This is a genomic window from Microbacterium istanbulense (genome assembly GCF_037204145.1).
Classification (GTDB): Bacteria; Actinomycetota; Actinomycetes; order Actinomycetales; family Microbacteriaceae; genus Microbacterium; species Microbacterium istanbulense.
Window position 1 is genome coordinate 183,269 of record NZ_JBBDGN010000002.1, and the last position, 26,101, is coordinate 209,369.

Annotated in this window: 21 protein-coding genes; 13 read left to right on the forward strand and 8 right to left on the reverse strand. The window is 69.9% G+C overall.

Annotation, left to right across the window (positions count from 1 at the left end):
* Positions 1-3: 3 nt before the first annotated feature.
* The 8 genes from purN (at position 4) to WDU93_RS03865 (ending at position 10,564) form a co-directional block, all read left to right on the forward strand.
* Positions 4-585, forward strand: coding sequence for a phosphoribosylglycinamide formyltransferase (gene purN / locus WDU93_RS03830; RefSeq protein WP_337317705.1), 582 nt, complete (start codon positions 4-6; stop codon positions 583-585).
* A gap of 28 nt (positions 586-613) precedes the next feature.
* Entirely contained in the window at positions 614-2,221 is a 1,608-nt protein-coding gene (gene purH, locus WDU93_RS03835) for a bifunctional phosphoribosylaminoimidazolecarboxamide formyltransferase/IMP cyclohydrolase (RefSeq protein ID WP_337317707.1), read from the forward strand.
* Positions 2,222-2,259: 38 nt separating this feature from the next.
* On the forward strand, positions 2,260-3,516 hold the full coding sequence (locus WDU93_RS03840) for a DUF2254 domain-containing protein (protein WP_337317709.1): 1,257 nt from the start codon (positions 2,260-2,262) through the stop codon (positions 3,514-3,516).
* Between the two features lie 196 nt (positions 3,517-3,712).
* On the forward strand, positions 3,713-5,215 hold the full coding sequence (locus tag WDU93_RS03845; protein WP_337317711.1) for a DNA-3-methyladenine glycosylase 2 family protein: 1,503 nt from the start codon (positions 3,713-3,715) through the stop codon (positions 5,213-5,215).
* The gene (locus WDU93_RS03850; protein WP_337317713.1) at positions 5,212-5,718 is read left to right on the forward strand and encodes a methylated-DNA--[protein]-cysteine S-methyltransferase; all 507 of its coding nucleotides are present in this window, start codon (positions 5,212-5,214) and stop codon (positions 5,716-5,718) included. The genes WDU93_RS03845 and WDU93_RS03850 overlap by 4 nt, the downstream gene beginning before the upstream one ends.
* A gap of 297 nt (positions 5,719-6,015) precedes the next feature.
* Entirely contained in the window at positions 6,016-7,935 is a 1,920-nt protein-coding gene (locus WDU93_RS03855) for an ABC transporter ATP-binding protein (protein WP_337317716.1), read from the forward strand.
* The gene (locus WDU93_RS03860; protein WP_337317718.1) at positions 7,932-9,740 is read left to right on the forward strand and encodes an ABC transporter ATP-binding protein; all 1,809 of its coding nucleotides are present in this window, start codon (positions 7,932-7,934) and stop codon (positions 9,738-9,740) included. Before WDU93_RS03855 ends, WDU93_RS03860 begins: the two co-directional genes overlap by 4 nt.
* Positions 9,741-9,781: 41 nt before the next feature.
* Positions 9,782-10,564, forward strand: a complete 783-nt coding sequence (locus tag WDU93_RS03865) for a hypothetical protein (protein ID WP_337317720.1) — start codon at positions 9,782-9,784, stop codon at positions 10,562-10,564.
* Positions 10,565-10,585: 21 nt separating this feature from the next.
* Here the strand turns inward: WDU93_RS03865 and xylB are convergent, their stop codons facing one another.
* Positions 10,586-11,872 (reverse strand): xylulokinase, encoded by a 1,287-nt coding sequence (gene xylB / locus WDU93_RS03870; RefSeq protein ID WP_337317723.1) that lies wholly within the window; start codon positions 11,870-11,872, stop codon positions 10,586-10,588.
* 6 nt (positions 11,873-11,878) lie between these two features.
* A complete protein-coding gene (gene xylA / locus WDU93_RS03875; RefSeq protein WP_337317725.1) occupies positions 11,879-13,066 on the reverse strand; it encodes a xylose isomerase in 1,188 nt (395 codons plus the stop codon).
* Positions 13,067-13,226: 160 nt separating this feature from the next.
* On the opposite strand from xylA, the gene WDU93_RS03880 reads away from it, so the two are divergent.
* On the forward strand, positions 13,227-14,387 hold the full coding sequence (locus WDU93_RS03880) for an ROK family protein (RefSeq protein ID WP_337317728.1): 1,161 nt from the start codon (positions 13,227-13,229) through the stop codon (positions 14,385-14,387).
* A gap of 21 nt (positions 14,388-14,408) precedes the next feature.
* Here the strand turns inward: WDU93_RS03880 and WDU93_RS03885 are convergent, their stop codons facing one another.
* Positions 14,409-14,867, reverse strand: a complete 459-nt coding sequence (locus WDU93_RS03885; protein ID WP_337317730.1) for a GNAT family N-acetyltransferase — start codon at positions 14,865-14,867, stop codon at positions 14,409-14,411.
* Positions 14,868-15,010: 143 nt separating this feature from the next.
* On the opposite strand from WDU93_RS03885, the gene WDU93_RS03890 reads away from it, so the two are divergent.
* Positions 15,011-17,230: an NADP-dependent isocitrate dehydrogenase gene (locus tag WDU93_RS03890; RefSeq protein ID WP_337317733.1), complete on the forward strand. Its 2,220-nt coding sequence runs from the start codon at positions 15,011-15,013 to the stop codon at positions 17,228-17,230.
* 73 nt (positions 17,231-17,303) lie between these two features.
* On the opposite strand, the gene WDU93_RS03895 is transcribed toward WDU93_RS03890, so the two are convergent.
* Positions 17,304-18,773 carry a L,D-transpeptidase family protein gene (locus tag WDU93_RS03895; protein ID WP_337317736.1) on the reverse strand — a complete coding sequence of 490 codons (1,470 nt, stop codon included), beginning with the start codon at positions 18,771-18,773 and terminating at the stop codon, positions 17,304-17,306.
* 184 nt (positions 18,774-18,957) lie between these two features.
* Here WDU93_RS03895 and WDU93_RS03900 point away from each other — a divergent pair, with 184 nt between their 5' ends.
* From WDU93_RS03900 to nagB, 3 genes are read left to right on the forward strand one after another with little or no spacing between them, the layout of a single operon-like run.
* A complete protein-coding gene (locus WDU93_RS03900; protein ID WP_337317739.1) occupies positions 18,958-20,139 on the forward strand; it encodes an ROK family transcriptional regulator in 1,182 nt (393 codons plus the stop codon).
* Between the two features lie 26 nt (positions 20,140-20,165).
* Complete coding sequence (locus WDU93_RS03905; RefSeq protein ID WP_337317741.1) at positions 20,166-21,125, forward strand: ROK family protein; 960 nt, start codon at positions 20,166-20,168, stop codon at positions 21,123-21,125.
* Entirely contained in the window at positions 21,118-21,897 is a 780-nt protein-coding gene (gene nagB, locus WDU93_RS03910) for a glucosamine-6-phosphate deaminase (RefSeq protein WP_337317743.1), read from the forward strand. Before WDU93_RS03905 ends, nagB begins: the two co-directional genes overlap by 8 nt.
* A 1-nt stretch (position 21,898) precedes the next feature.
* On the opposite strand, the gene WDU93_RS03915 is transcribed toward nagB, so the two are convergent.
* The 4 genes from WDU93_RS03915 to WDU93_RS03930 are packed head-to-tail and all read right to left on the reverse strand — an operon-like array spanning position 21,899 to position 25,877.
* Complete coding sequence (locus WDU93_RS03915) at positions 21,899-22,306, reverse strand: NUDIX hydrolase (RefSeq protein WP_337317746.1); 408 nt, start codon at positions 22,304-22,306, stop codon at positions 21,899-21,901.
* Positions 22,299-23,660, reverse strand: coding sequence for an FAD-binding oxidoreductase (locus WDU93_RS03920; RefSeq protein ID WP_337317748.1), 1,362 nt, complete (start codon positions 23,658-23,660; stop codon positions 22,299-22,301). Before WDU93_RS03920 ends, WDU93_RS03915 begins: the two co-directional genes overlap by 8 nt.
* On the reverse strand, positions 23,657-24,028 hold the full coding sequence (locus tag WDU93_RS03925; protein ID WP_337317751.1) for a YrdB family protein: 372 nt from the start codon (positions 24,026-24,028) through the stop codon (positions 23,657-23,659). Before WDU93_RS03925 ends, WDU93_RS03920 begins: the two co-directional genes overlap by 4 nt.
* A 43-nt stretch (positions 24,029-24,071) precedes the next feature.
* The gene (locus tag WDU93_RS03930; protein WP_337317753.1) at positions 24,072-25,877 is read right to left on the reverse strand and encodes a sigma-70 family RNA polymerase sigma factor; all 1,806 of its coding nucleotides are present in this window, start codon (positions 25,875-25,877) and stop codon (positions 24,072-24,074) included.
* Positions 25,878-26,101: the final 224 nt, after the last annotated feature.

A 26,101-nucleotide genomic window follows, 5' to 3' on the forward strand; every position in this document is an offset into this window, starting at 1 on the left:
CGGGTGCTGACGGTCGCCGTACTCATCTCGGGCACCGGCTCGAACCTCCGTGCCCTGCTCGACGCCGCGAGCCACCCCGACTTCCCCGCCCGGGTGGTCGTCGTGGGTGCTGATCGCGATGCCGACGGTCTCGCACACGCCGAAGAGTTCGGCATCCCCAGCTTCACCGTGCCGTTCCGGGCGCACGACAGCCGAGAGGCCTGGGGCGAGGAGCTCGGCGATCAGCTCGACGTGTGGACTCCCGACCTCATCGTGCTCAGCGGCCTCATGCGACTGCTGCCCCCCTCGCTCGTCGCGCGTTTCAGCCCGCGCATCATCAACACCCACCCCGCCTTCCTGCCGGAGTTCCCCGGCGCGCACGGGGTGCGCGATGCGCTGGCCGCCGGCGTCACAGAGACCGGCGCCAGCGTGATCGTCGTCGATGATGGTGTCGACACCGGACCGATCCTCGCGCAGGAACGCATCCCCGTCCTGCCGGGCGATGACGAGCACAGCCTGCACGAACGCATCAAGCCCGTCGAACGTCGACTGCTGATCGATGTCGTCCGTCGTATCGCCACCGGCGAGCTCACCCTCACCGACTGACTACCGCCTCTACCGAAGGAGCATCCCCATGGCCGGCCCCCGCCTGGACCCCTCGCTGTACCGCCACCGCGACACGGTGCCGATCAGGCGGGCGCTCGTCTCGGTGAGCGACAAGACCGACCTGCTCACCCTCGCCTCCGCACTGGCGGATGCCGGTATCGAGATCGTCTCCACGGGGTCGACCGCCGCAACCATCCGCGAGGCCGGGCACGCCGTCACCGACGTCGCCGCTGTCACGGGCATGGCCGAGATGCTCGACGGTCGCGTGAAGACGCTGCACCCGGCCGTGCACGGTGGCCTGCTCGCTGACCTGCGCCTGGAAGACCACGAGCGCCAGCTCGCCGAGCTCGGCATCTCGCCGTTCGAGCTCGTCGTGGTGAACCTGTACCCGTTCGTCGAGACCGTCGCCAGCGGCGCCGAGCCGGATGCCGTCGTCGAGCAGATCGACATCGGCGGCCCCGCGATGGTGCGCGCCTCGGCGAAGAACTTCGCCAACGTCGCGATCGTCGTCTCGCCCGAGTCGTACCCGTCGATCATCGAGGCCGTCGCCGCAGGCGGCACTGACCTCACGCAGCGTCGTGAGCTCGCCGCACGCGCGTTCTCGCACACCGCGACCTACGACTCCGCGGTCGCCCAGTGGTTCGCCGAGGGCACGCTCAGCGACGGCGGCGACCTGCCGGCGCACCTGACGATCAAGGCCGAGCGCCTCGCGACCCTGCGCTACGGCGAGAACTCCCACCAGCGCGGCGCCATCTACACCCGGGCCGGCGGCCACGGCATCGCCCAGGCCACGCAGCTGCAGGGCAAGGAGATGTCGTTCAACAACTACGTCGATGCGGATGCCGCGCTGCGCGCCGCCTACGACATGGTGTTGCCGGCTGTCGCCATCGTCAAGCACGCCAACCCGTGTGGCATCGCGACCACCGCCCCGAACGCGCTCGACCCGATCGCCAGCGCGCACCTGCGCGCCCACGAGTGCGACCCGGTGTCGGCCTACGGCGGCGTGATCGCCGCCAACGGCACGGTCACGCTGAAGATGGCCGAGAACCTGAAGGACATCTTCACCGAGGTCATCGTCGCCCCGGACTTCGAGCCCGCCGCGCTCGAGGTGTTCAAGAGCAAGAAGAACCTGCGCCTGCTCAAGCTGCCCGCCGACTGGCAGCAGGAGCGCATGGACGTGCGCCTGGTCTCGGGTGGACTGCTGCTGCAGGATGCCGACCGCTTCCCCGACGACATCGTCTCGGTGGCCAAGGACTGGGAGCTCGTCTCGGGCGAGCGCCCCAGCGACGCCGAGATGGAGAACCTCATCTTCGCGTGGAAGGCCTGCCGCGCCGTGAAGTCGAACGCGATCGTGCTCGCCAAGGGCAACGCGACGGTCGGTGTCGGCATGGGGCAGGTCAACCGGGTCGACTCCTGCCGCCTCGCCGTGGAGCGGGCGGGCGACCGGGCCGCGGGCTCGGTGGCGGCATCCGATGCGTTCTTCCCGTTCGCTGACGGGCCGCAGGTGCTCATCGACGCTGGCATCAGCGCGATCGTGCAGCCGGGTGGGTCGGTGCGTGACGACGAGGTCGTGGATGCCGCGCGCAAGGCCGGCGTGACGATGTTCTTCACCGGAGAGCGCCACTTCTTCCACTGATCCTCGGCACCGGGGCCCGGTGCGGACAAGGAGGCCACGTGCACCGCTGGATCGCGAATCTGCGGCGGGCGACCAGGCTGGTCGGGTTCCGTGCTGCCGTCTTCTCCCTCGCCGGCATCGGTATCGCCGTCGCCGCCTGGCTGATCAGCTTCATCGCGCCGAGCGGGCTCGGGCCGGAGATCGGTCAGGACTCGGTCAGCACGATCCTGCAGATCCTCGCCTCGTCGATGCTGGCGGTGACGACGTTCTCGCTGACGACGATGGTGTCGGCGTACTCCGGGGCATCCACCTCGGGCACCCCGCGCTCGACACAGCTGCTGATCCTGGACCGCACGTCGCAGAACGCGCTGTCGACGTTCATCGGGGCGTTCGCCTACTCGATCGTCGGGATCATCGTGCTCTCGTCGAAGGTGCTCTCACCGGCCGGTGTCGCCCTGCTGTTCCTGGGGACCCTGTGCGTGATCGTGGCGGTGCTCGTCGCGCTGCTGCGGTGGATCTCGTTCCTCACCACGTTCGGGCGCGTGCCCGACATCATGGACCGGCTGGAAAACGCCGCGACGAAGGCGATGCGCGACTATGCCGCGGCACCTCGCGCCGGCGCGGCCGCGTGGACATCCCCGCCGGAGGATGCGCGCCGGGTGCTGGCGACCAGCGACGGGTACGTGACCGATTTGCACGTCGACGACTTGCAGGCGCTCGCCGAGTGGAAGGACCTCGACATCTGGGTGCACCTGCGCCCGGGCATGACGGTCTCGGAGGGCGAGGCGCTGGCGCACGTGCGCGGCGAGTACGACGAGGCGATTGAGACCCAGCTGCGCGAGTCGTTCACGGTCGAACCGCACCGGACCTTCGACAAGGACCCGCGCCTGGGGCTGATCGGGCTGTCGGAGGTGGCGAGCAAGGCGCTCAGCCCGGGCATCAACGACCCGGGCACGGCGATCGGGGTGCTGCGTGCCCTCGAGCGGGTGCTCAGCGTTGCCCAGGGCACGGATCACCATGCGGAGGTGACGCGCCCTCGCGTGCGGATGCAGATCATCTCGCCGGAGGACTTCGTCGTCGACGCCTTGCGGCCGACCGCGCGCGATGGTGCCTCGATGGTCGAGGTGTCGGTGCGGCTGCAGCGCGAGATCGCCCGTCTGGTCGCCGGCGCGAAGGATGCCGAGTGGGAGATCGCTCTGCTGCGTGAGTCGGCCGAGGCGCTGGCCCGTTGTGAGTCCGCGATGACTCTCGACGCCGACATCGAACACGTCCGCGCCGCTCACCTGCAGGCCGTCCGCGGCGGAGCATCCGCCTAACCCACCTCGCCCCCCCCACCCCCGCCCCGTCTTCTGCCGGGTTTGGGGCGCATCCCTGCGTTTGGGGCGGCCATGGTGCGCCCCAAACGCGAGAATCCGCCCCAAACCCGGCAAGGAGGTGGGGAGGGAGAGGGCGGGGGAGTGCGATGTCCGATTTCCGCCAGCTGGCGGGTTACGGACATGTCAGAGTGGATGCATGAGCTTCCTCGCCCAGACCTTCGATGAGCGGTACCGCGCGATCAGCGCGCGGGACACCCGCTTCGACGGGCAGTTCGTCACGGCGGTTCGCTCCACCCGCATCTACTGCCGCCCGAGCTGCCCCGCCCGCACCCCGAAGCCCGAGAACGTGACGTTCTACCCGACCAGCGCCGCCGCGCACGAGGCCGGGTATCGGGCCTGCAAGCGCTGCCTGCCCGAGGCTGCGCCCGGCTCCCCGCAGTGGGACCTGCGCAACGACGTCGCCGCCCGGGCGATGCGCCTCATCGCCGCTGGCACCGTCGAGCGCGAGGGAGTGTCCGGCCTCGCCGGGCGGCTGGGCTACTCGTCCCGCCACCTGACGCGCCTGCTCACCACGGAACTCGGCGCCGGGCCGTTGGCTCTTGCCCGCGCGCACAGGGCCCACACCGCGCGGATGCTGCTCGTCGGCACCGACCTGCCGGTGTCGGAAGTGGCCTTCTCGGCGGGGTTCTCCAGCATCCGCCAGTGCAACGACACCATCCGCGAGGTGTTCGGCATGACACCGGGGGAGCTGCGTGCACGGCGCCGGTCGGCTGCCACGTCCACGCCGCCGGGCACGATCGATCTGCTGCTTCCGCACCGTGCCCCGATGGATGCCGGTGGCGTGTTCTCCTGGATGCAGGCGCGCGCGCTGCCCGGCGTGGAGCAGGCCACCGCGCGTTCCTTCGCCCGTCACCTGCGGATGCCGGGAGGCCCCGCCCATCTTGAGGTGACGCAGGATGCCGATGAACGGCTGCACCTGCGGGCCCGTGTGAGCGCGCTCGGTGACCTCGCCCCGCTCGTCGCGACCGCGCGTCGCCTGTTCGACCTGGATGCCGACCCGCTCGCCGTCGACGAGGCGCTCGCCGCACACCCGGAGCTGGCGCCCCTGGTGGCAGCGACACCCGGCATCCGCGTCGCCGGTGCCGCCGACCCGCACGAGATGCTCATCCGCGCGATGGTCGGCCAGCAGATCACGGTGGCCGCGGCGCGGACCGCACTCACCACGCTTGCCGCCGAGCTGGGGGAGCGGGTCGGCGACGACGGCATCCTGTTCCCGACCATGTCTGCCATCGCTGACCACGGGGCCGACGTGCTGCGCGGTCCCGCCGCCCGCATCCGGGCCATCACCGGGGCCGCCGCAGCGCTTGCCGACGGTACCCTCACCCTCACCGTCGGCGACGACCCCGCCGCCCAGCGTGCGGCCCTGCTCGCGATGCCCGGCATCGGGCCGTGGACGGCCGACTACGTGCGGATGCGGGTCATCGGCGACCCCGACGTGTTCCTCCCCGGCGACGTGGCCGTCCGTGCCGGAGCCGCCGCAGCCGGGCTGCCATCCGATCCGGCCGGGCTCACCACCTGGGCCGAACGCCTCGCGCCCTGGCGCAGCTACCTCACCGCTCACCTCTGGCGCGCGGCTCCCGTCCGCGCTCCTCGCAAGACCACGACCTCGAAGACGCCCTCGACGAAGGAGATCTCATGACCGCTCTCATCCAGACCATCAGCACCCCAGACGGCGCCCTCACGATCCTCGTCGACGACACCCAGCGCGTGCTTGCCTCCGGCTGGAGCGATGATCACGAGGCGATCATCGCGCGCGTGCATCCGTCGTTGCGCCCGACCGATGTCGCCGAGGGGGAGGCGGATGCCGCCGCAGCCGCCCGCGCGTACTACACCGGCGACCTCGCGGCCATCGACACGGTCACCGTGCACCAGCGCGGCACCGAGATGCAGCTCGCCGGCTGGGCGGCGCTGCGGCGAATCACACCCGGACGCCCGCTCACGTATTCGGAGTTCGCGGTCGAGCTCGGCAGCCCGAGCGCCATACGCGCGGCGGCATCCATCTGCGCCCGCAATGCGCCGGCGCTGTTCGTGCCCTGCCACCGCGTGCTGCGCTCGGACGGCACGCTGGGCGGCTTCGCCTGGGGACTCGAGGTCAAGGAGCGCCTGCTCGCCCGCGAGAGCGGGGCTCTCCCGCTCGGCTGAGGTGACAGGTCGCCGGCATCAGACAAGGCGCGGAGGCGACACGCGGAAAGGGGTTGCCCTCGCGCGACCGGCACGCATAGTCTGTAAGGCTGTCGCGCCGACCGGGCGACGAGGCCGAACCGAGGAGGACACCATGACCACGACGATCGTGACCCCGTTCAACACCCTCGGCTCGCGCGCGGTGCGTCCGCGCGACTGACTGTCGCCCCACCGCCTGATCCTTTCCCGGACCGCCGTGCCTCTCTGCGCGCGGAATCCGCCAGTCTTCGTCTTCCCCTCGATACGCAACTGAGAGTCATGTCTGCTTCGCCTTCTTCGTCGTCCCTATCCACCGTCGCCGCACTGTCGCGACTCGGCCCCTTCGTCAAACCCATCGCCTGGCGCCTCGTCGGCGGCGGGCTGAGCGCCCTCGGCGCGGCCGTCATCGCCCTGATGATCCCGATCGTGCTCGAACAGATCGTGCGCGGTCCGATCGAGTCCGGCGTCACCGGGGCCATCGTCGTGGGCGCCGCCCTCGTCTTCGCCCTCGGTCTCGGTGAGGCCGCGATGGTGTGGCTGCGCCGCTGGTTCGTGCTCACCCCGGCCACCGAGGTCGAGTTCCAGATGCGCACGACCCTCTACTCGCGCCTGCAGAACCTGCCCGTCGCCTTCCACGACCGCTGGCAGTCAGGACAGCTGCTCAGCCGCATGATGCAGGACATCGGCCTCATCCGCCGCTGGATCGCCTTCGGCCTCATCCTGCTCGTGGTCAACATCCTCACGATCGCGATCGGCGCGGTGCTGCTGTTCCAGTGGCACTGGCTGCTCGGCACGATCTTCCTCGTCACCGGCATCCCGATGTGGATTCAGGGCTACCTGTTCGAGAAGCGCTACGGCACGCTCGCCCGTCGCAGCCAGGACCAGGCCGGCGACCTTGCCACCAGCGTCGAAGAGAGTGTGCACGGCATCCGCGTGCTCAAGGCGTTCGGCCGCGGCAAGCACGCGCTGCGCCGCTTCAGCCGCCAGGCAGAGACCCTGCGCGACACCGAGCTGAGCAAGGCGCGTGCGGTCGGTGAGATCTGGTTCTGGCTCGACCTCATGCCGCAGATCGCGTTCGGCCTGAGCCTGCTCGCGGGCATCTGGCTGATCTGGCAAGGACAGATCGAACTGCCGCAGCTGTTCGCCTTCTTCGCCATGGCGACCGTGCTGCGCTGGCCGATCGAGTCGATCGGCTTCCTGTTCTCGTTCCTGCTGGATGCCCGCACGGCGACCGACCGCGTGTTCGAGATCTTCGAGGCCACGAACACCATCACGGATCCTGCGGAGCCGACGACCATCGCCGAGCCGCGCGGCGAGCTCGCCTTCGAGGGCGCGCACTTCCGGTATCAGGATGCCGGCAGCGCCGAGCGCGACCTGCTCGACGGCATCGACCTCGTCCTTCGCCCGGGCGAGACCATGGCGCTCGTGGGGCTGACCGGATCGGGCAAGACGACCCTCACCACGCTGCCCGCGCGCCTGTACGACGTCACCGGCGGTCGCGTCACGCTCGACGGTGTCGACGTGCGGGATGTGCAGCTGTCGGAGCTGCGCCGCCACATCGCGATGGCGTTCGAGGATGCGACCTTGTTCTCGGCGACCGTGCGCGAGAACGTGCTGCTCGGCCGCGCCGACCTCGACCTGCACAGCGAAGAGGCCGATCGCGTGCTGCGTGAGGCGCTCGCGGTGGCGCAGGCCGGGTTCGCCGAATCGCTGCCCGAGGGGCTCGAGACGGTGATCGGCGAAGAGGGTCTGAGTCTGTCCGGTGGCCAGCGTCAGCGTCTCGCGCTGGCGCGTGCCGTCGCGGCGGCGCCCAAGGTGCTCGTGCTCGATGACCCGCTGTCTGCGCTGGATGTCGACACCGAGGCGCTCGTTGAGGATGCCCTCCGGCGCGTGCTCGCCGAGACCACGGCGCTCATCGTGGCGCACCGTCCGTCGACGGTCGCGCTCGCCGACCGCGTCGCGCTGCTCGAGCGGGGCAAGATCACCGCCGTCGGCACGCACAGCGAACTGCTGCGCACGAGCGCGCATTACCGGCATGTCATCTCGAGCCTGGAGGCCGAGGAGGCAGTGCGCACCGGGGCGATCCCGATCATCGCGGACGCTTCGACAGGCTCAGCGACCCAGGAGGGTGGGGGCTCAGCGGTCCCAGAGCGTGGCGGCGCCGCCGCCGCAGACGAGAACGAGGAGGTGCAGGCATGACCCTCACCGGAACCCAGGGCGAGGATCGCTCCAACTACACCGCCGAAGAGAGCCGTGCCATCCGCCAGCGGTCGCTGCGACTGCTCGGCTCGCTCATCGAGCCCCTGCGCCTGCGCATCGTGCTCGCTGCGATCACCCTCGTCGTCTCTACCGCACTGCAGGTGTCCGGCCCGATCCTCATCGGCATCGCGCTCGACCGCGCGCTTCCCGCGCTGCTGTCGGCAGGCGACTGGATGCCGACCTTCGTCGTCGTCGGCGCCTACCTGTTCGCCGGCATCGCCGGTTCGGCGCTGATCGGCATGTACGTCGTGCTCGCCGCGCGGATCACCCAGGCCGTGCTGCTCGACCTGCGCAAGCGCATCTTCCTGCACACGCAGCGCCTGAGCCTCGAGTTCCACGAGTCGTACACGTCGGGCCGCATTATCTCGCGGCAGACGAGCGACCTCGACTCGATCCGCGAACTGCTCGACGGCGGCCTGAACAACCTCGTCTCGGGCGTGCTGTTCGGGGTGTTCACCTTCATCGCCCTCGTGATCGCCGACTGGCAGTCGGGCGTCATCCTGTTGCTCGCCGGCATTCCGCTCGCCCTGCTCATGCGCTGGTTCTACCGCCGCTCGCAGCTGGTGTACCGGGAGTCGCGGGTGATCAGTGCCAAGGTGATCGTGCAGTTCGTCGAGACGATGACCGGCATCCGTGCCGTGAAATCGTTCCGCAAGGAGCCGCGCAACGACGAGAGCTTCCGCAAGGTGGCCGGCGACTACCGCGACGTGAACCGCCGCTCGATGCTGCTGTTCGGCACCTTCGAGCCGGGGCTCATGGCGGTCGCCGCGCTGACTCTCGCGCTGGTGGTGCTGTGGGGTGGCATCCGTGTCTCCACCGGCGCGGTCGGCGTCGGCGTACTGCTCAGCGCCGTCCTGTATGTGCGCAACTTCTTCGCGCCGATGCAGGAGATCGCGATGTTCCTGAACTCCTACCAGTCGGCCACCGCCGCGCTGGAGAAGGTCTCGGGTGTGCTCGACGAGGTGCCCACGGTGCCAGACCCCGACAAGCCCGTCGACCTGTGGGAGTCGCGCGGAGCCGTCCGCTTCGAAGACGTGCGCTTCGGGTACAACGGCGAGAAGACGATCCTTCCCGACTTCACGCTCGACATCCCCGCGGGGCAGACGGTGGCCCTCGTCGGCACGACCGGCGCGGGCAAGTCCACGCTCGCCAAGCTCGTGTCGCGTTTCTACGACCCGAGCGAGGGCCGGGTCACGCTCGACGGCGTCGACCTGCGGATGCTGCACCCCAAGGACCTGCGTCGGGCGATCGTCATGGTCACTCAGGAGGCGTACCTGTTCAGCGGGACCGTCGCCGACAACATCGCTCTGGGCAAGCCGGATGCCACGATGGACGAGATCCGGGCGGCCGCGCGTGCGGTCGGGGCAGACGAGTTCATCTCGGCGCTCCCCGACGGGTACAACTCCGACGTGAACAAGCGCGGAGGGCGGGTCTCTGCGGGGCAGCGTCAGCTGATCTCGTTCGCCCGGGCGTTCCTCGCCGACCCGGCCGTGCTCATCCTCGATGAGGCGACCGCCTCGCTCGACATCCCGTCGGAGCGGCTCATCCAGGAGGCGCTGCAGACGCTGCTCGCCGACCGTACCGCGATCATCATCGCGCACCGCCTTTCGACGGTCGCGATCGCCGATCGGGTACTCGTCATGGAACACGGACGCATCATCGAAGACGACACTCCTGCGGCGCTGATCGGCGGCACGGGCAAGTTCGCGCAGTTGCACGCGGCCTGGCAGGAGACGCTGGTCTGACCGGTTGGATCCCTGCTTCGGTGCGGACGTAGCATCGAAGCATGGATCCGATCTGGGCCGCGACAACCGAGCTGTGGTGGGTCGCGCCCGTCGTCGTCGGCGCAGGAGGGGCCAGCGCCCTGTTCCTGCGCCGGCGCGATGCGCGTACCGGGCGCACGCTCGCGGTGCGCGCCGCCCAGCATGACCTGCGCGCGGCGCACCAGGAGGTCTCCCGTCGGCGGATGGCTGCGAAGGTCGCCCGCGCAGAGCATGCGCACCTGGTGGCATCCGGGGCGGGCGCGGCCGATGTGAACTCCTCGCGCCGTGCCACCCGGCAGTCCGAGCGCGACGTGCGCGAGGCGGTCACGCATGTCCGTGCCATGCGCGCGCACCTCGCCGCCGCCAGGGCCGAACGGGCGCGCGGCGAGCTTCCGCTGCCGCGCCTGATCGCCGCGCACGACGCGGTGCTCGCGCGTTGGATGGAATACGAGACGGATCCGGCGCGGCAGATCGCCTACCCGGCGATGAGCGACGGCAGAGTGCCCACGACGGCGGCGTTCTTCGCCGCGGTGGAGCGCGCGCGTGATCTGCGTCCGCGCGGACGAACCACGCCGGCCGAGTTCACGGCCTACCGTGATGCAGTCAGCGAGCTCACCCGTGCGTTCGACGTGGCCGAGCGTGCGGCCCACGGAGCGAACGGGCGACCGCTCGGATGGCAGGAGGCCGTCTCCCGTTCCGCCGATGCGCTGGGCCGGGCAGCGGATGCCGCGGCATCCGCCCTCGCCGCATGGACACGGCGCCCCGGCGCTGACGACCGCGAGGACCGCGGCGACAGGCGGCGCTGACCGTCCAACCCCGGTCGTCGGTCAGTGCAGCAGACTCGCGGCCTGTCGAGCAGCACCCAGGGCGACGTACTCGGCTGGCTCCGGGACCGCCACCGGCAGGCCGAACACCTCGGGGGCGATGACCCGCACGGCCGGCGACTGCGCTCCGCCGCCGATGAGCAGCACCCGGTCCAGCGGCACTCCCTGCGCACGCAGGGCATCCAAGCCAGCGCTCAACCCGCTCAGCATGCCTTCCACCGCGGCGCGCGCAAGGTTCGGCCGCGTGGTCGACGCGAGCGTCAGACCGCTGAGCGTCGCCGACGCGTCGGGCAGATTCGGCGTGCGCTCACCCTCGAAGTACGGCTGAAGTCGCAGCCCGTCCGCCCCACGGGCAGCCTCCAGGGCCAGGGTGCTCAGTTCGTCGTGCGAGACGGCGAGCAAGCCTGCGATGGCGTCGAGCACCCGCGCGGCATTCAGGGTCGCGACCAGAGGGAGGAACGCACCCGCGGCATCCGCGAACCCAGCTACGGTCCCCGTGGGGTCGATGACCGGGGTGGAACTCACGGCGCTCACCGTGCCGGAGGTACCGATCGACACGATCACGTCGCCGGGGGCAGCATCCAACCCGAGCGCCGCGGCGGCATTGTCACCCGCGCCCGGACCCACCGCCCGGCCCTCCGCGTCGCGCACGGAGGCGTCGGCGTCCAGCACACGGGGGAGCACGGCGTCGTGGCCCAGCGCCGCGATGAGCAGATCACGGTCGTATTCGCCGGTGCGCGGATTCCAGTACCCGGTACCCGAGGCATCCGAGCGATCGGTCACCAGCTCGTCGAGCACCGGGTTCTCCGGGCCGAAGCCGCGCAGGCGCCAGGTCAGCCAGTCGTGCGGCAGGGCGACCGCCGCCACGCGAGCCGCGTTCTCCGGCTCCGCGTCGCGGAGCCAGCGCAGTTTGGTGATCGTGAACGACGCCACCGGGACCAGCCCCGTGCGGGCCGCGAGCTCGTCTGCGCCGAACTCGGCGATGAGGTCGGCCGCAGCCCCGGCGGAGCGCGTGTCGTTCCACAGCAGGGCGTCACGGATGACCCGGCCACCGGCATCCAGGGCGACGAGGCCATGCTGCTGCCCGCCGATCGCCCAGGCGGCGACGTCATGGAGGCCCCCCGCATCGGCGATCGCGTGCTGCAGCGCGCGCCACCAGTGCTCCGGGTCGACCGAGGTGCCGTCGGGGTGTGACGCGCGACCGGTGCGGATGACCGCGCCGGTCTGCGCGTCGACCACGACGACCTTGCAGGACTGCGTCGAAGAGTCGACGCCGAGCGCGAGGGGCATGGCGAGTCAGCGTGCGCCGAGCAGGTGCTCGGTGGCGAGCTGCTGCAGGCGCACAAAACCGAAGCCCTTGCCGCCCAGGTATTCCTCGGGCCGAAAGTCCTCGTAGGCGGTGCGGTCGGCCAGCAGGTCGTCGTACGATTCGCCGTCGCCCAGGGTGGGCACAGCGAGCTCGGGCACGCGGGCGGCTTCGAGAGCCTCCTGCACCTCGGGATCGGCGCGGAACGCCGCGGCCCGCTCCTTCAGCAGCAGGTAGGTGCGCATGTTGGCCGCCGCCGACTCCCACACGCCGGTCTCATCCTCGGTCCGGCTGGGCTTGTAGTCGAAGTGCCGCGGACCGTCGTAGCTGGGCACACCGCCCGGGCCGCCGTTCTCGAGCAGGTCGACGAGCGCGAAGGCGTTGTGCAGATCGCCGTGCCCGAACACGAGATCCTGGTCGTACTTGATGCCGCGCTGACCGTTGAGGTCGATGTGGAAGAGCTTGCCGTGGAACAGGGCCTGGGCGATGCCGGCGGCGAAGTTCAGGCCGGCCATCTGCTCGTGGCCGACTTCGGGATTCACGCCGACCAGTTCGGGGCGTTCGAGGGAATCGATGAAGGCGATCGCGTGGCCGAGCGTGGGCAGCAGGATGTCACCGCGCGGTTCGTTCGGCTTCGGCTCGATGGCGAAGCGGATGTCGTAGCCCTTGTCGGTCACATAGTCGCCGAGCAGGTTGACGGCCTCGCGGTAACGCTCGAGGGCGGCGCGCACGTCCTTGGCCGAGTCGTACTCGGCGCCTTCGCGGCCGCCCCACATGACGAAGGTCTTCGCCCCGAGCTCGGCCGCGAGGTCGAGGTTGCGCAGCACCTTGCGCAGGGCGAACCGGCGCACCTGGCGGTCGTTCGAGGTGAAGCCGCCGTCCTTGAACACCGGGGCGCTGAAGAGGTTCGTGGTGACCATCGGCACGATCAGGCCGGTGTCGGCCAGCGCACCTGTGAGGCGGTCGATCTGGCGCTGCCGTTCGGTGTCGGTCGAACCGAAGGCGAACAGGTCGTCGTCGTGGAAGGTCAGTCCGTAGGCGCCGAGCTCGGAGAGTTTCTCGACGACGTGGACGACGTCGAGGGCGGGGCGCGTCGGGCCGCCGAACGGGTCGGCGCCGTTGTACCCGACCGTCCACAGGCCGAAGGAGAACTTGTCATCGCGGGTGGGGGTGGGCATGCGGGCTCCTGCGCTCGATCCGATAAGTTGGTAGTCACAACATATGTGATGATCGTCGTCGTGTCCAGTGATCAATCGCGGGCGGTTGCTCGAAGATAGGCTGGGCACGCCGCGATGCGGACATCCGGTGAGAAGGTGAGCGACAGTGGCGGACGGCGCGATGAGCGTGGAGGACGTGCGTCGACGCAACCTCGGCGAGATCCTGCGGCGCATCCACGAAGAGGGGCCGCAGTCGCGTGCCCGCCTCACAGCGGCGACCGGACTGAATCGCTCGACCACGGCCGATCTCGTCGCGACTCTCGTCGAGGCGGGTGTCGCCGTCGAGCGCGACCCCGATCCCACGCGTCGCGTCGGCCGGCCTTCGCCGGTGGTCGCCGCCCGTGACGATGTGGTCGCCATCGCCGTCAACCCCGAGGTCGACGCGGTGGAGCTGGCGGCGGTCGGCCTGAACGGCCAGCTCGCGGTGCGGGCGCGGGAGGAACTCGACCACCTCCTCACCCCGGCAGAGCTCGCCCAGCGGGTCGCCGCGACCCTCCGCGGATGGCGCGCCGGCGCGCTCGCGAACGCCCGTGTCGTGGGGGTCGGCATCGCCGTGCCCGGCCTCGTGCGCGCCAGCGACGGTGTCGTGCGGCTCGCCCCTCACCTCGAGTGGACGGATGCCGCGGTCGGCGCGCTCGTGGAGGATGCGACGGGTCTGCCGGTCGCCGTGGGCAACGATGCGAGCCTCGGTGCCAGGGCGGAGCATCTGTTCGGCGCGGCCCGCGGACATGACGACGTCGTCTATCTCAACGGCGGCGCGAGCGGCATCGGCGGCGGGCTCATCGTCGAGGGGCATCTGCTCGGCGGGGCGGGCGGCTACGCCGGCGAGTGGGGGCAGAACCACGCGGTGATCGATCACGAGGCCGATCGGCGCAGCGCCACCGGCATCCTGGAGGATGAGGTCTCTCGTTCGCGTCTGCTCGAGGCGCTGGGGCTCACCGTGGCCGACGACGCGACGCTTGCCGCCGCCGTGGCCGGCGCCACCGACCGCGACGTGCAGGACGAGCTCGCCCGGCAGCGTCGCCTTCTCGTCGGCACCCTCGCCAGCGCCGTGAACGTGCTCAATCCGTCCGCGATCGTGCTCGGGGGGTTCCTCAGCATGATCCTCGCGGCGGACCCGGACGGTCTCACTGACGCCGTCCGGGCGCGAGCCATGTCGGCTCCGGCCGAGGGCGTGCAGATTCTGCCCGCAGCCCTCGGCGATGACCGCCTGCTCATCGGTGCCGCTGAGGCGGCGTTCGCCGCGTTGCTCGCCGACCCGCTTCTCGTCGTGCCGGCCTGAGCGTCAGGCCTCGATCGTCCGTCAGTCGGTGAGGCGGATCTCCGCGATGACCTCGGAGTACTCGGTCTCGCCGACGGGCTCGAACCCGACCCGGCGGAAGAACGCCTCGGGGCCACCCTCGCCGGCCTCGTAGATGACGTTGACGTGGTCGACGCCGCGGTTCCGCGCCTCTTCGAGAAGCGCCTCGACCGCGTAACGGCCCACGCCTCGTCCCTGTGTGTCGGCGTCGACGTTGATGCGCAGCAGCACGCTCTGCAGATAGTCCTCGGGCGCCTCGTCGTCGAAGTTGGCGCTCACGAATCCGACGACGTGGTCGCCGTCGAGCACGACGCGCTGCCAGGAGGTCAGCGGGTTGATCACCGTGGCGGCGATGCCGTAGGAGACCGGCGCGAGGAACTGTTCCTGCCCGGGCTTCAGGGACAGGTTGTTGACGGCGACGATCGTCGCCGCGGAGAGTTCGACCACGCGCAGTTCCGACATTCCCCCAGGCTAACCCCTTCTGCGCGCTCTGCGGGAGCACTGCGTCATTTGTCATCGGGTGTTCACAAGAAGTCCTCCTCCACGGCGTGCCGACCCCTCGGGTATCTTGGTATCGAGATAAAAGACTTTCGAATGGAGCACCGGTGACGGACGACGCCATCATCTACACGTACACAGACGAGGCGCCGGCTTTGGCCACCGCCTCCTTCCTGCCCATCATCTCGGCCTACACGGGCCAGGCGGGCATCGAGGTCGAAACCCGAGACATCTCGCTGGCAGGACGCATCCTCGCGGCCTTCCCCCAGAAGCTCACCCCCGAGCAGCAGGTGGGCGACGCCCTCGCCGAGCTCGGCGGCCTGGCCACCCTGCCCGAGGCGAACATCATCAAGCTGCCGAACATCTCGGCATCGATCCCGCAGCTCAAGGCCGCGATCGACGAGCTGCAGGCGCAGGGCTATGACATCCCCGATTTCCCGGACGAGCCCACCACGCTCGACGAGAAGGACATCCGCGCGCGTTACGACCGCATCAAGGGCTCGGCTGTGAACCCTGTGCTGCGTGAAGGCAACAGCGATCGTCGCGCGCCGCTCGCGGTGAAGAACTACGCCAAGAAGCACCCGCACCGCAACAAGGCGTTCGAGTCGGGCTCGAAGACCCGCGTCGCCACCATGGGCCACGATGACTTCAAGTCGAACGAGCGCTCCTGGGTCGCGGCCCACGACGATGTGCTCAGCATCCGTCACATCGCCGCCGACGGCACGGTCACCGTGCTGAAGGAGGGACTGAAGGTCCTGCCGCGCGAGATCATCGACGCCACCTTCCTCTCGGCCGCCGCGCTGGATGCCTTCCTCGCCGAGACGCTGGAGACCGCCAAGGCCGACGACGTGCTCTACTCGGTGCACCTGAAGGCCACGATGATGAAGGTCAGCGACCCGATCATCTTCGGCCACGTCGTGAAGGCCTTCTTCAAGGACGTCTTCGCTCAGTACGGTGAGCAGCTCGCCGCCGCCGGCCTGAGCGCGAACGACGGCCTCGGCTCGATCCTCGCCGGCCTGGCGAACGTCGCCGGTGGCGATGAGATCGCCGCGGCCTTCGACAAGGCGATCGCCGAAGGTCCGCGACTGTCGTACGTGAACTCCGACAAGGGCATCACCAACCTGCACGTGCCCAGCGACGTGATCGTGGATGCCTCGATGCCGGCGCTGGTCCGCAACGGCGGCAAGCTCTGGGGCGTCGACGGCGGCGAGGCGGACACCCTCGCGGTCATCCCCGACTCCTCGTACGCCGGGGTGTACCAGGCCGTGATCGACGACGTCATCGCCAACGGTCCGCTCGACCCCGCCACGATCGGCACCGTCCCGAACGTCGGCCTCATGGCCCAGGCCGCCGAGGAGTATGGCAGCCACGACAAGACGTTCGAGATCGCTGCACCCGGCACCGTTCAGGTGCTCGACAGCGAGGGCACCGTGCTCATCGAGCACGAGGTCGGCGCCGGTGACATCTGGCGTGCCACGCAGACCAAGCACATCGCCGTCATGGACTGGGTCAAGCTCGCGGTGAACCGTGCGCGTGCGACGGGTGCCCCCGCCGTGTTCTGGCTCGACGCAAACCGCTCGCACGACGCCCAGATCATCGCCAAGGTGCACCAGGGCCTCGCGACGCTCGACACCCAGGGCCTCACGCTGACGATCCTCGCCCCGGAGGAGGCCACGCGGTACACCCTCGCGCGGATGCGCCACGGGCTGGACACCATTTCGGTCACCGGCAATGTGCTGCGCGACTACCTGACCGACCTGTTCCCGATCCTCGAGGTCGGCACGAGCGCCAAGATGCTCTCGATCGTCCCGCTGCTCGCCGGCGGTGGCCTCTTCGAGACCGGCGCGGGTGGTTCTGCGCCCAAGCACGTGCAGCAGCTCACCGGCGAGAACTACCTGCGCTGGGACTCGCTGGGCGAGTTCTTCGCGCTCGCGGCCTCGCTCGAGCACTTCGCCGATCGCACCGGCAACGAGAAGGCTCGCGTGCTCGCCGAGACGCTGGATGCCGCCACCGGCACCTTCCTCGAGCAGGACCGCTCGCCGGGCCGCGCCCTGGGCACGATCGATAACCGGGGTAGCCACTTCTACCTCGGCCTGTACTGGGCACAGGAGCTGGCCGCGCAGAAGAAAGACGCCGAGCTCGCCGCGGCCTTCGCCCCGATCGCAGCCCAGCTCGCCGAGAACGAGGAGAAGATCGTCGCCGAGCTCATCGCCGCACAGGGATCGCCGGTCGACATCGGCGGGTACTACCGCCCCGATGCCGCCAAGGTCGCAGCCGTGATGCGCCCCTCGGCCACGCTGAACGCGATCATCGACGGCGCCGCCTGACCGTCGGAGACAGACAAGGGGCCGGATGCCAATGGCATCCGGCCCCTTCGTCATCCCCCAGCGGGGGAGTGGATCAGGAGTGCACCCAGACCTCGGTGCCCTTGGTCGCCCATTCGTAGACGAACCGTGCGGCATCGACCGGCATGTTCACGCACCCGTGACTGCGCTGGCGACCGAAGTCGTTGTGCCAGTACGCGCCGTGGAAAGCCTCGTCGGCGTTGTAGTACGACACATATGGCACGTTCGGCTGGTAGTAGAACGGCGCGACGGTGGTGTCTTCGCGGCCCATGTTCTGGCTGTACAGCTGCGCGTACACGCGGAAGCGGCCCTGGTCGGTGGGGCTGCCGGGCAGGCCGGAGGAGATCGCCCACGACTTCACGAGCTTCTCGTTCTCGTACAGGTACGTGCGCTGCTCGCTGAGGTCCACCTCGATGCGGCGGAACAGTGCCGTGGTCTCGAACGGCACCGAGTCGACGGTGAGCTTGTAGACCGCGTCGCCTTCGGCGAGCTGGGCGGCGAACTCGGAGGCCACCTCAGAGGTGTCGCCGAGCGTGCGGCCATCCTTGCCCTCGGTGAGTGCCTTGAGCACGTTGCCGCCGGAATCGGTGATGGTGGTGGCGTTGACGACCTCGCGGTTGACCGCCTTCGGCAGCGTGTCAACGACGTTCTGGATCGCAGCCTGGTCGGCGGTGATCTTGAGCTCGCCGTCGACGTCTTCCACCGTCAACCAGCTGGCGGCGACGGCGGGCTTGACCGGTACGGTGCGCTCCTTGTCGACGTAGAAGCCGATCGACGACAGCATGCCGTTGAGCTTCTCGGCCGCGGCGGTGGCTTCTTCTGTCGTGATCGACGCGGGTGCCTCGACGGCGTCGCCGGAATACGTCAGGGTCGTCTCGCCCTTGGCCGTCGCGTCGGCGAACGCAGCGCTCAACGCGGTGACGTCGATGCCGGTGCCTGGCTCGGCCGGGGTCGTGACATAGGTGCCGCTCTTCTTGTCAAAGGTGACGGTCGCCTCGACCGGGTCTTCGAACGACGCGGGGACGGCGGCACGCAGGGCGTGGTCTGCCGCCTCGGGGTCGAGGGTGATGTCGGCGGCGATCGGGTCGCCCATCCAGGCGGTCAGGTTCCAGGCGGGGCGCTCGGCGAAGGCCTGGTCGGCCAGGGCAGTCGCGTCGAGGCTTGCGCCGAGGTCAGCGCCCGTGACGACAGCGTCGTTGCCCGCGCCGGTGAGGGTGACCTCGGTGTCGGCGAGGCGTGCGCTGATCGTCTCTGCGGCCATGCCAGGGGTCATCAGGCCCACCGGGATGCCCGCGACAGTCGTCCCCGGGGCGATGAGAACGGTCGAGGCGAACGCGGCGCCACCGATCACGACGGCTCCCACGCCCAGGCCGATCCACAGGCCGCGGCGTCGCTTCGGGGCAGGCTCGGCCGGAGCCCATTCGACCGGACGATCGCCGTCCTGCGGCGGAGTCGCCTCGGTCACAGCTGTGTCATCGATGACTTTCGTCGCGGTCGTGTCGACGTCAGAGACCACATCGGTCACGAACTCACCCCCCATAATTCAGCGCGTACGCCATCGATTCATGGTACGGGAGAGAGATAACGGAGAGGCAACGTTCGAGTGCTCCGGCCTGGGTGTCTGCCATGAAGTAACGTTTCGATCACCGGCACCGCGTCTGGGCTGTCCGGGCTTGCGTTCCCGCTTTTCGTAAGGTGTACTAACAAACATGTTCGAAACGGACGGTCACCACCAGTCAGCTGCTGTGGCCGCTTCCGCGCTGCACACCTTCGGATCCGGCCGCTCCCTGCGCTCACGCACCAAGGTGCTGCCCGAACAGGCACGCCGGCACAACCGGGCGCTCGTGCTGCAGACGCTCTTCCACGACGGCGCGATGAGCCGCGCCGATCTCTCGCGCGAGACCGGTCTTACCCGGGTGACCATCTCTGACCTTGTCGCCGAGTTCATTCATGACGGCATCGTCGTCGAGCGGGGCGTGCGCGAGAGCAGCGGTCCGGGAAAACCGGCGATCCTGGTCGACATCGACCGTGGTGGGCACCAGATCATCGGCCTCGACCTCTCGGGACCCTCGCATTTCGAGGGCGCGGTGCTGACCATGGGCGGCGACGTGCTGGAGCGGCGCCGGGTCGAACGGCCCGAGGAACCGGACGGGGAGAGCGTGCACGCCCTCGTCATCGAGCTCGCTCGTGAGCTTGTGAGCCTCTCCACCCGCCCCTTGCTCGGTGTCGGCGTCGCCACGCCAGGCGTCGTCGGGCCCGATGGGTCGGTGCACAGCGCACCCAACCTGGGATGGACCGCCCATCCTCTGGAAGCGCGTCTACGCGCCGAACTCGACTTGCCTGTGATGGTGCGAAACGACGCCAACGCCGCCGCGCTCGGCGAGTACACCTTCGGCGCGTCGACCCCCGACCTCATGCTCGTCCGCATCGGCCGCGGCGTCGGCGCCGGGCTGATCACCGGGGGAGAGCCGTTGCTGGGCAGCCGGTACGCCGCCGGCGAGATCGGGCATGTCGTGGTCGGCACTGACGCCGGGCCGCTCTGCGCCTGCGGGCGGCACGGCTGCCTGGAGGCCTGGGTGAACGTGCCCCGGCTCGACGAGCTCGTCCAGGCGGCGCCGGAGACCGCGCCGGAGGTGCTCGGCGACGCGGGAGCGCGACTGGCCATCGGCATCGCCCCCATCGTCGCCGCCCTCGACCTCTCCGAGGTGGTGCTGGTCGGCCCCGCGGAGCTGCTCGACGGTGACTTCGTCCGCTCGGCGACCGAGACGCTGCATGCGCGCACACTCGAGGGCGTGTTCGCCGACGTCGCCATCCGCCGAACCCACCTTGACGACATCGTGCTCCGCGGTGCCGCCGTGATGGTGCTCTCCGGCCAGCTGGGGGTCTCGTGACCGCGATGGCCCCGGTGCGCATTGGCATGGATGTTGGTGGCACCAAGACCGAAGGTGTGGCGGTCGACGTCGACGGCACCATCCTCGCCCGCCTCCGTCGCCCCACCGAGTGGGGAGCGGATGCCGTGATCGCCGGCATCGTCGAGACCACACAGGCTCTCGCGGCCGAGGTCGGATTCACGGCAGCCGACATCCTCTCGGTCGGAGTGGGGGTGCCCGGCCTCGTCGACGCCGCCCAGGGCCGCGTGCTGCACGCCGTCAACCTCGGCGTCGAATCGCTGGACATCGCGCGTCTGGCCGGTGCCGAGATCGGTGCGCCGATCTTCGTCGAGAATGACGTGAAAGCCGCCGCCCTGGGCGCGGCATCCCTCCGCCCCGACACCGCACCCATGGCGTACCTCAACCTCGGCACCGGTGTCGCCGCAGGCGTCGTCACCGGCGGGCGCCTCTGGCGCGGCTCTCGGGGCATCGCCGGTGAAGTCGGGCACATCCCCATCGAGCCGAACGGACGCCTCTGCGGGTGCGGCCAGCGCGGGTGCATCGAGACGCTCTGTGGCGGTGGCGCGGTCGGTCGCGCCTGGGGACGCGGGGGCGACTATCCGGTGCTCGACGTCTACGACGCCGCTGACGCGGGCGACGTCGAGGCGCGCGCCCTGCGTGCCGACATCGCCCGCGGCGCGGCTGCCGCCGTGAGCGTGCTGGTGCTCACCACCGACGTCGAGACGGTCGTCATCGGCGGTGGCCTCACCGCGCTCGCCGACCGGCTCGAACCCGATCTGCGGGCGGCGCTGCGCATGAATGCCGCCGCATCGCCGTTCATCGCATCGCTGCGTCTGGATGAGCGCATCGAACTGCTCGCGCCCGGTTCGCCGGTCGCCGCCCTCGGCGCCGCCCTGCTCGGCGTGGAGCAGCCTCTTTCGTACCCCGTCGGCGCCGCCGACACCTCTGCTGTCACCTTCGATAAGGAGAACCCGGATCATGGCTGAAGTGGTCATCGTCAAGAACACCGCCGCCGCGGGAGCCCTCGTCGCCGACGAGATCCTTGAACTGCTCGACGCGAAGCCGGATGCCGTGCTCGGCGTCGCTACCGGATCGACCCCGCTCCCGGTGTACCAGGCACTCGCCGGTCGCCTGCGTGACCGGGATGTCTCGCAGGTGCAGGCGTTCGCGCTCGACGAGTACGTCGGTCTCGACCCCGCCCACCCCGAGAGCTACCGTTCGGTGATCACACGGGAAGTCGTCGAACCCCTGGGCCTCGACCCCGCCCGCGTGCACGTGCCCGACGGATCGGCCGCCGACGCACAGTTCGCGGGGGAGCGTTACGAAGAGGCCATCCGCGCCGCTGGTGGCGTGGATCTGCAGCTGCTCGGCATCGGTACCGACGGCCACATCGGCTTCAATGAGCCCGGTTCGTCGTTCGCCTCCCGTACCCGGGTCAAGACGCTGACTGAGCAGACCCGGGAGGACAACGCCCGCTTCTTCGACTCGATCGACGATGTGCCTCGACACTGCATCACCCAGGGGCTCGGCACCATCCTCGAGGCACGCCATCTCGTGCTGCTCGCCTTCGGCGAGAGCAAGGCGGAGGCGGTGGCCGGCGCCGTCGAGGGCCCGTTGTCGGCGATCCTGCCGGGTTCGGCGATCCAGCTGCATCCGCACGCTACGGTCGTGGTCGATGAGGCAGCCGCCTCGAAGCTGAAGCTCGCCGACTACTACCGCTACACGTACGCCAACAAGCCGTCCTGGCAGGGCATCTGACTCAGGGCATCCGGCCCGGCCAGGCCAGCGGCAGCAGGTGCTCGGTGCTCAGCGGGGCCAGCGGCAGGCCTGCCACGTCATCGGGGGTGATCCAGCGCAGCTCGGCGAGCTCGGCCTGCACCGTGACATCTTCGGGCTCAGCGTCGACGGCAAACGCCTCGGCGATCACCCGGTGACCGGGTTCGTTCGCCGCGGCTGACACGAACCGGCCGAGCGGCCGCATGTCGCGCTCGGGCACCCGCAGCGCGAGTTCCTCTTCGAGCTCGCGGCTGAGGGTGCGGGCGGGGCTCTCGCCCGGCTCGGGCTTACCGCCCGGCTGCATGAACCGCGTGGTGCCGGCCTTGCGCACTACCAGAACGCGGCCTTCGCGGTCGACGATCACGGCGGCGCTGACGTGAATGTCAGGCACGCGCGAACACCTTGCCGGGGTTCAGGATGCCGAGCGGGTCGAAGGCGCGCACGATCTGACGCTGCAGCTCCCATTGGTCATCGCCCAGCTCGTCGGCCAGCCACCGGCTCTTCAACGTGCCGACGCCGTGCTCGCCGGTCAGCGTGCCGCCCAGGCGCAGTGCGCCGCGGAACAGCTCGCCGGCCGCTTCCCAGATGCGTTCGGGCACCTCGGGGCCGTCGACGATGAAGTTAGGGTGCAGGTTTCCGTCGCCGGCGTGCGCAACCGTGGGGATGCGGATGCCGTACGCCTGTTCGATGCGCGCGATCTCGTCGAACATCGCGGGCAGGGCGCTGCGCGGAACGGACACGTCCTCGATCAGGGTGGTGCCCAGCGACGCCATCGCGGCATGCATCGAGCGGCGGATGCGCAGCAGCCTTTCGCCCTCGTCCAGGTCGTGTGTGACGTCGACGTCGCCGCCGGCGCGGCGGAGCACCTCGGCGATGCGGTCGGCGTCAGCGGCGGCGGAGGCACCGTCGGTCTGAATGGTCAGCTGCGCGGTGCCGGGCGCGGGGGCGGGCAGGTCGAGCAGAGCATGCACGGCGGCGAGGGATTCGCCATCCATCAGCTCCATGATCGCCGGCTGCACGCCGGACGCCGTGACGCATGCCGAGGCCACCGCGGCCTCGCGGACGCTGGGGAACGAGGCAGTGAGGGTGCAGATCTCGCCCTCGACCGTGCGACGCAGCTTCAGAGTCGCGCCCACGATGACACCCAACGTGCCCTCGGATCCGATCACGAGAGAGGTCAGATCGAGGCCGGTGACGCCCTTGACGGTGCGGTGTCCGAGGCGCAGCAGGCGCCCGTCGGCGAGCACGAGGTCGACCCCGAGCACGGCATCCCGCACGACGCCGTACTTCGCACACAGCAGGCCGCCCGCACCCGTGGCGATATTGCCGCCCACGGTCGAGATGGCTCTGCTCGCCGGGTCGGGCGCCCACCACACGCCGTGTGAGGCGAGCGCGGCGTTGAGATCGGCGTTGAGGATGCCAGGTTCGACGACCGCGAGGAGATCGTCCGGCAGGATTTCCAGGATGCGGGTCATGCGGGCCGTGGACAGCACGATCTCGCCGGCGCCGGCGTTGGCGCCGCCGGCAAGTCCGGTGCCGGCGCCGCGGACGACGACGGGCGTCTTCGTCGCCGTCGCGATGCGCATCGTGGCTTGCACGTCGGCGACGGTGCGGGCGTGCACCACCGCCAGGGGTGGCCCGTCGGAGCGGTGGCCGCTGGCATCCGCCCGCGCAGCCTCGAGGGCCTCCGGCGTCGTGTCGACGATGTCGGAGAGGGCATCTCGCAGCTGCGCGACGACGCTCATGTCAGTGCGCGGCGCCCGGCGAGCAGTCCGCTGGTGACCGCGACGACGGCGAAGGCGATGCCGGCCCACGCGGAGCCCATCGACCACCAGGCGAGGGTCACGCCGACGTAGATGAGCAGCTCGACCAGAGCGCGCAGGAACGGATGCACGTGCAGCACGGGGCGCGGGGAGAGGAACAGCGCCCACACGAGCAGCACGACGACAGGTGCCCCGATGCCGATCACGATGTTCCACGGCATCGTCCAGGAGCCGAAGCCCCACAGGCCGAGTGTCGCGAGCGCCACCACCAGGACGAGCGTGCGGACGATGTCGAGCGGGGTGATGCGAGGGCGGGTCACGCCCGGCTCATCGGTGGTCTCCTGGGGCATGAAACCAGTCTATTCGGCGTGCTCCGGCCCTGCGTGCCGTGGATCAGAGCTGGGCATCCCCGATGAGCTGGCCCAGCGTCGCGCTGACCTCACCGCCGGTGGTGCCGTCTTCGAGCACGTAGCGGAAGCGCACCAGCGTGTTCGGCTCGTCGCGCTGCGCGCGGGTCATGTCGACGTGCGTGAGGGCGGCGCCGTCGGCGGAGAAGGTCACCTCGTATACGGGAGCGGATGCGTCATCGAGCAGCACCTGCACCGTCGCTCCCGGCTCGCCCGAGAGCGGAACGTCGATGTGCGGGCTGTTGCCGAAACGAATCGCCTGGCCCAGCGTGATGGCTGTCGCGGGCAAGACGGGCTGTTCGGGTTCGGGTTCTGGTTCGGGTTCGACGGGGTCGACGGGCTCCACCGGCTCCACCGGCTCGACAGGTTCCACGGGCTCCACCGGGTCCACGGGCTCGACAGGCTCCACGGGCTCGACAGGTTCCACCGGTTCGACGGGCTCCACGGGCTCGACCGGGGGCAGCAGCTCGGACGGCGGCTTGGCGGTGTCGGGCTCTTCCGTCTCCGGTGCAGGCGGGACGACGACCGAGGTCGATGGCTCGGGTGCGGGTGCGGGTGCGGGTGCAGGCGCGGGGACCGGAGGCGCGGGAGGCTCCGGTTGCGGGTCCACCGGTTCGTCTGGAACCTCGATCACGACCGGTTCTTCGAGTGACATCGAGGCGTCAGGGGCGACTTCGGTCGAGATCGACGAGTCCTTGTCGTCGGCGGCGGCCTCGGAGGTGCTGGGAGCAGTGTTCAGCATGCCCGGGACGATTGCTGCGGCGGCCACGCCGCCGGCGATCACCAGAGCAATCCCGCCGGCGCCGATCAGAGCGCCGGTGCCCAGGCCGCCGCCGCCCGCGGCGGCTCCGGCAGAGCCTCCGGATGCGCCGCCGGTCGCAGCGGTCCCGCCTGCGGCTGCGGAGCCGAGCACGGCGATGCCGCCCGTGGCTGCGCCCGGTGCGAGGATCGCCCCCTCCATGACACTCGACGGCATGGCTGCGAGGGCCACGATCGGAGTGCCCGCACCCTGCAGCGTCGCGAGGTAGCCACTGGCCCCGGTGACGCCGATCACGAGCGGGAGCAGCACGAGCGCGAGGCGGCGCGAGACATCCTGTGCCTCGGCCGCGACGATCGAACAGCGCGCACACGAGGCCAGGTGCGTGTCGAGTCGCTTCCGGTCACGGGAGCCGAGGTTGCCCCGGCTGTGCGCGCCCAGGTGTTCGATCGTCCACCGGCATTCGGAATCCTGTGCGGTGCTGCGCAGGTGTGCCTGGATCCATGCCTCGCGCAATCCCTCTCGGGCGCGGAACGCCAGCTGCGAGACAGCGCCGGCCTTCATGCCGAGCAGCGGGCCGACCTCCGCCGGTTTCATCTGCTCGATCTCGGTGTACCAGAGCACTTCTTGCCAGCGCGAGGGAAGGCTGCGGAAGGCCTGCGCGGTGAGGCCGCGATCGAGGGCGTCCAGCGACGCTTGCTCGGTGCTGTCGGGGTCGGCGACGGCATCCAACTCGTCGATTGCCGTCTCGCGACGTGACCGTCCCCACGCGGCGGCCGTGTTGCGGATGCTCGTGAACAGGTAGGCCCGGAACGAGCCGTTCGGGCCGCCGCCCTTGAGGATCGCCTGGTAGATGCGGGTGTACGACTCCTGCACGAGATCGTCGGGGTCGATCGATGAGGTGATCGAGCGAGCGACCGACATGCCGGACGGATAGTGGCGGCGCCAGAGTTCGCCGAAGGCCGCTGCATCACCCGAGCGGGTGCGCAGCACGAGGTCGGCATCCGCCATGCCCTCGGTGTGCTCTTCTTCCACTCTCATCCTTCTTTCGCACGCCCTCACTAAGAGAGACGCATGAGACTCAGTCTCATCACGCGACTTTCCATTCTGTACGCAAATCTGCGCGTGATCCAGCCGTTGTGCGGAACGAGGATCGACCTCCTCATCAGCATCCGGAATTTTTTCTTCAGAACTCGCGTAATGAATCGTGCGGGACGCCGTCTCATCGGTGGAGCAGCAATCCTGATGTGCCACCGGGG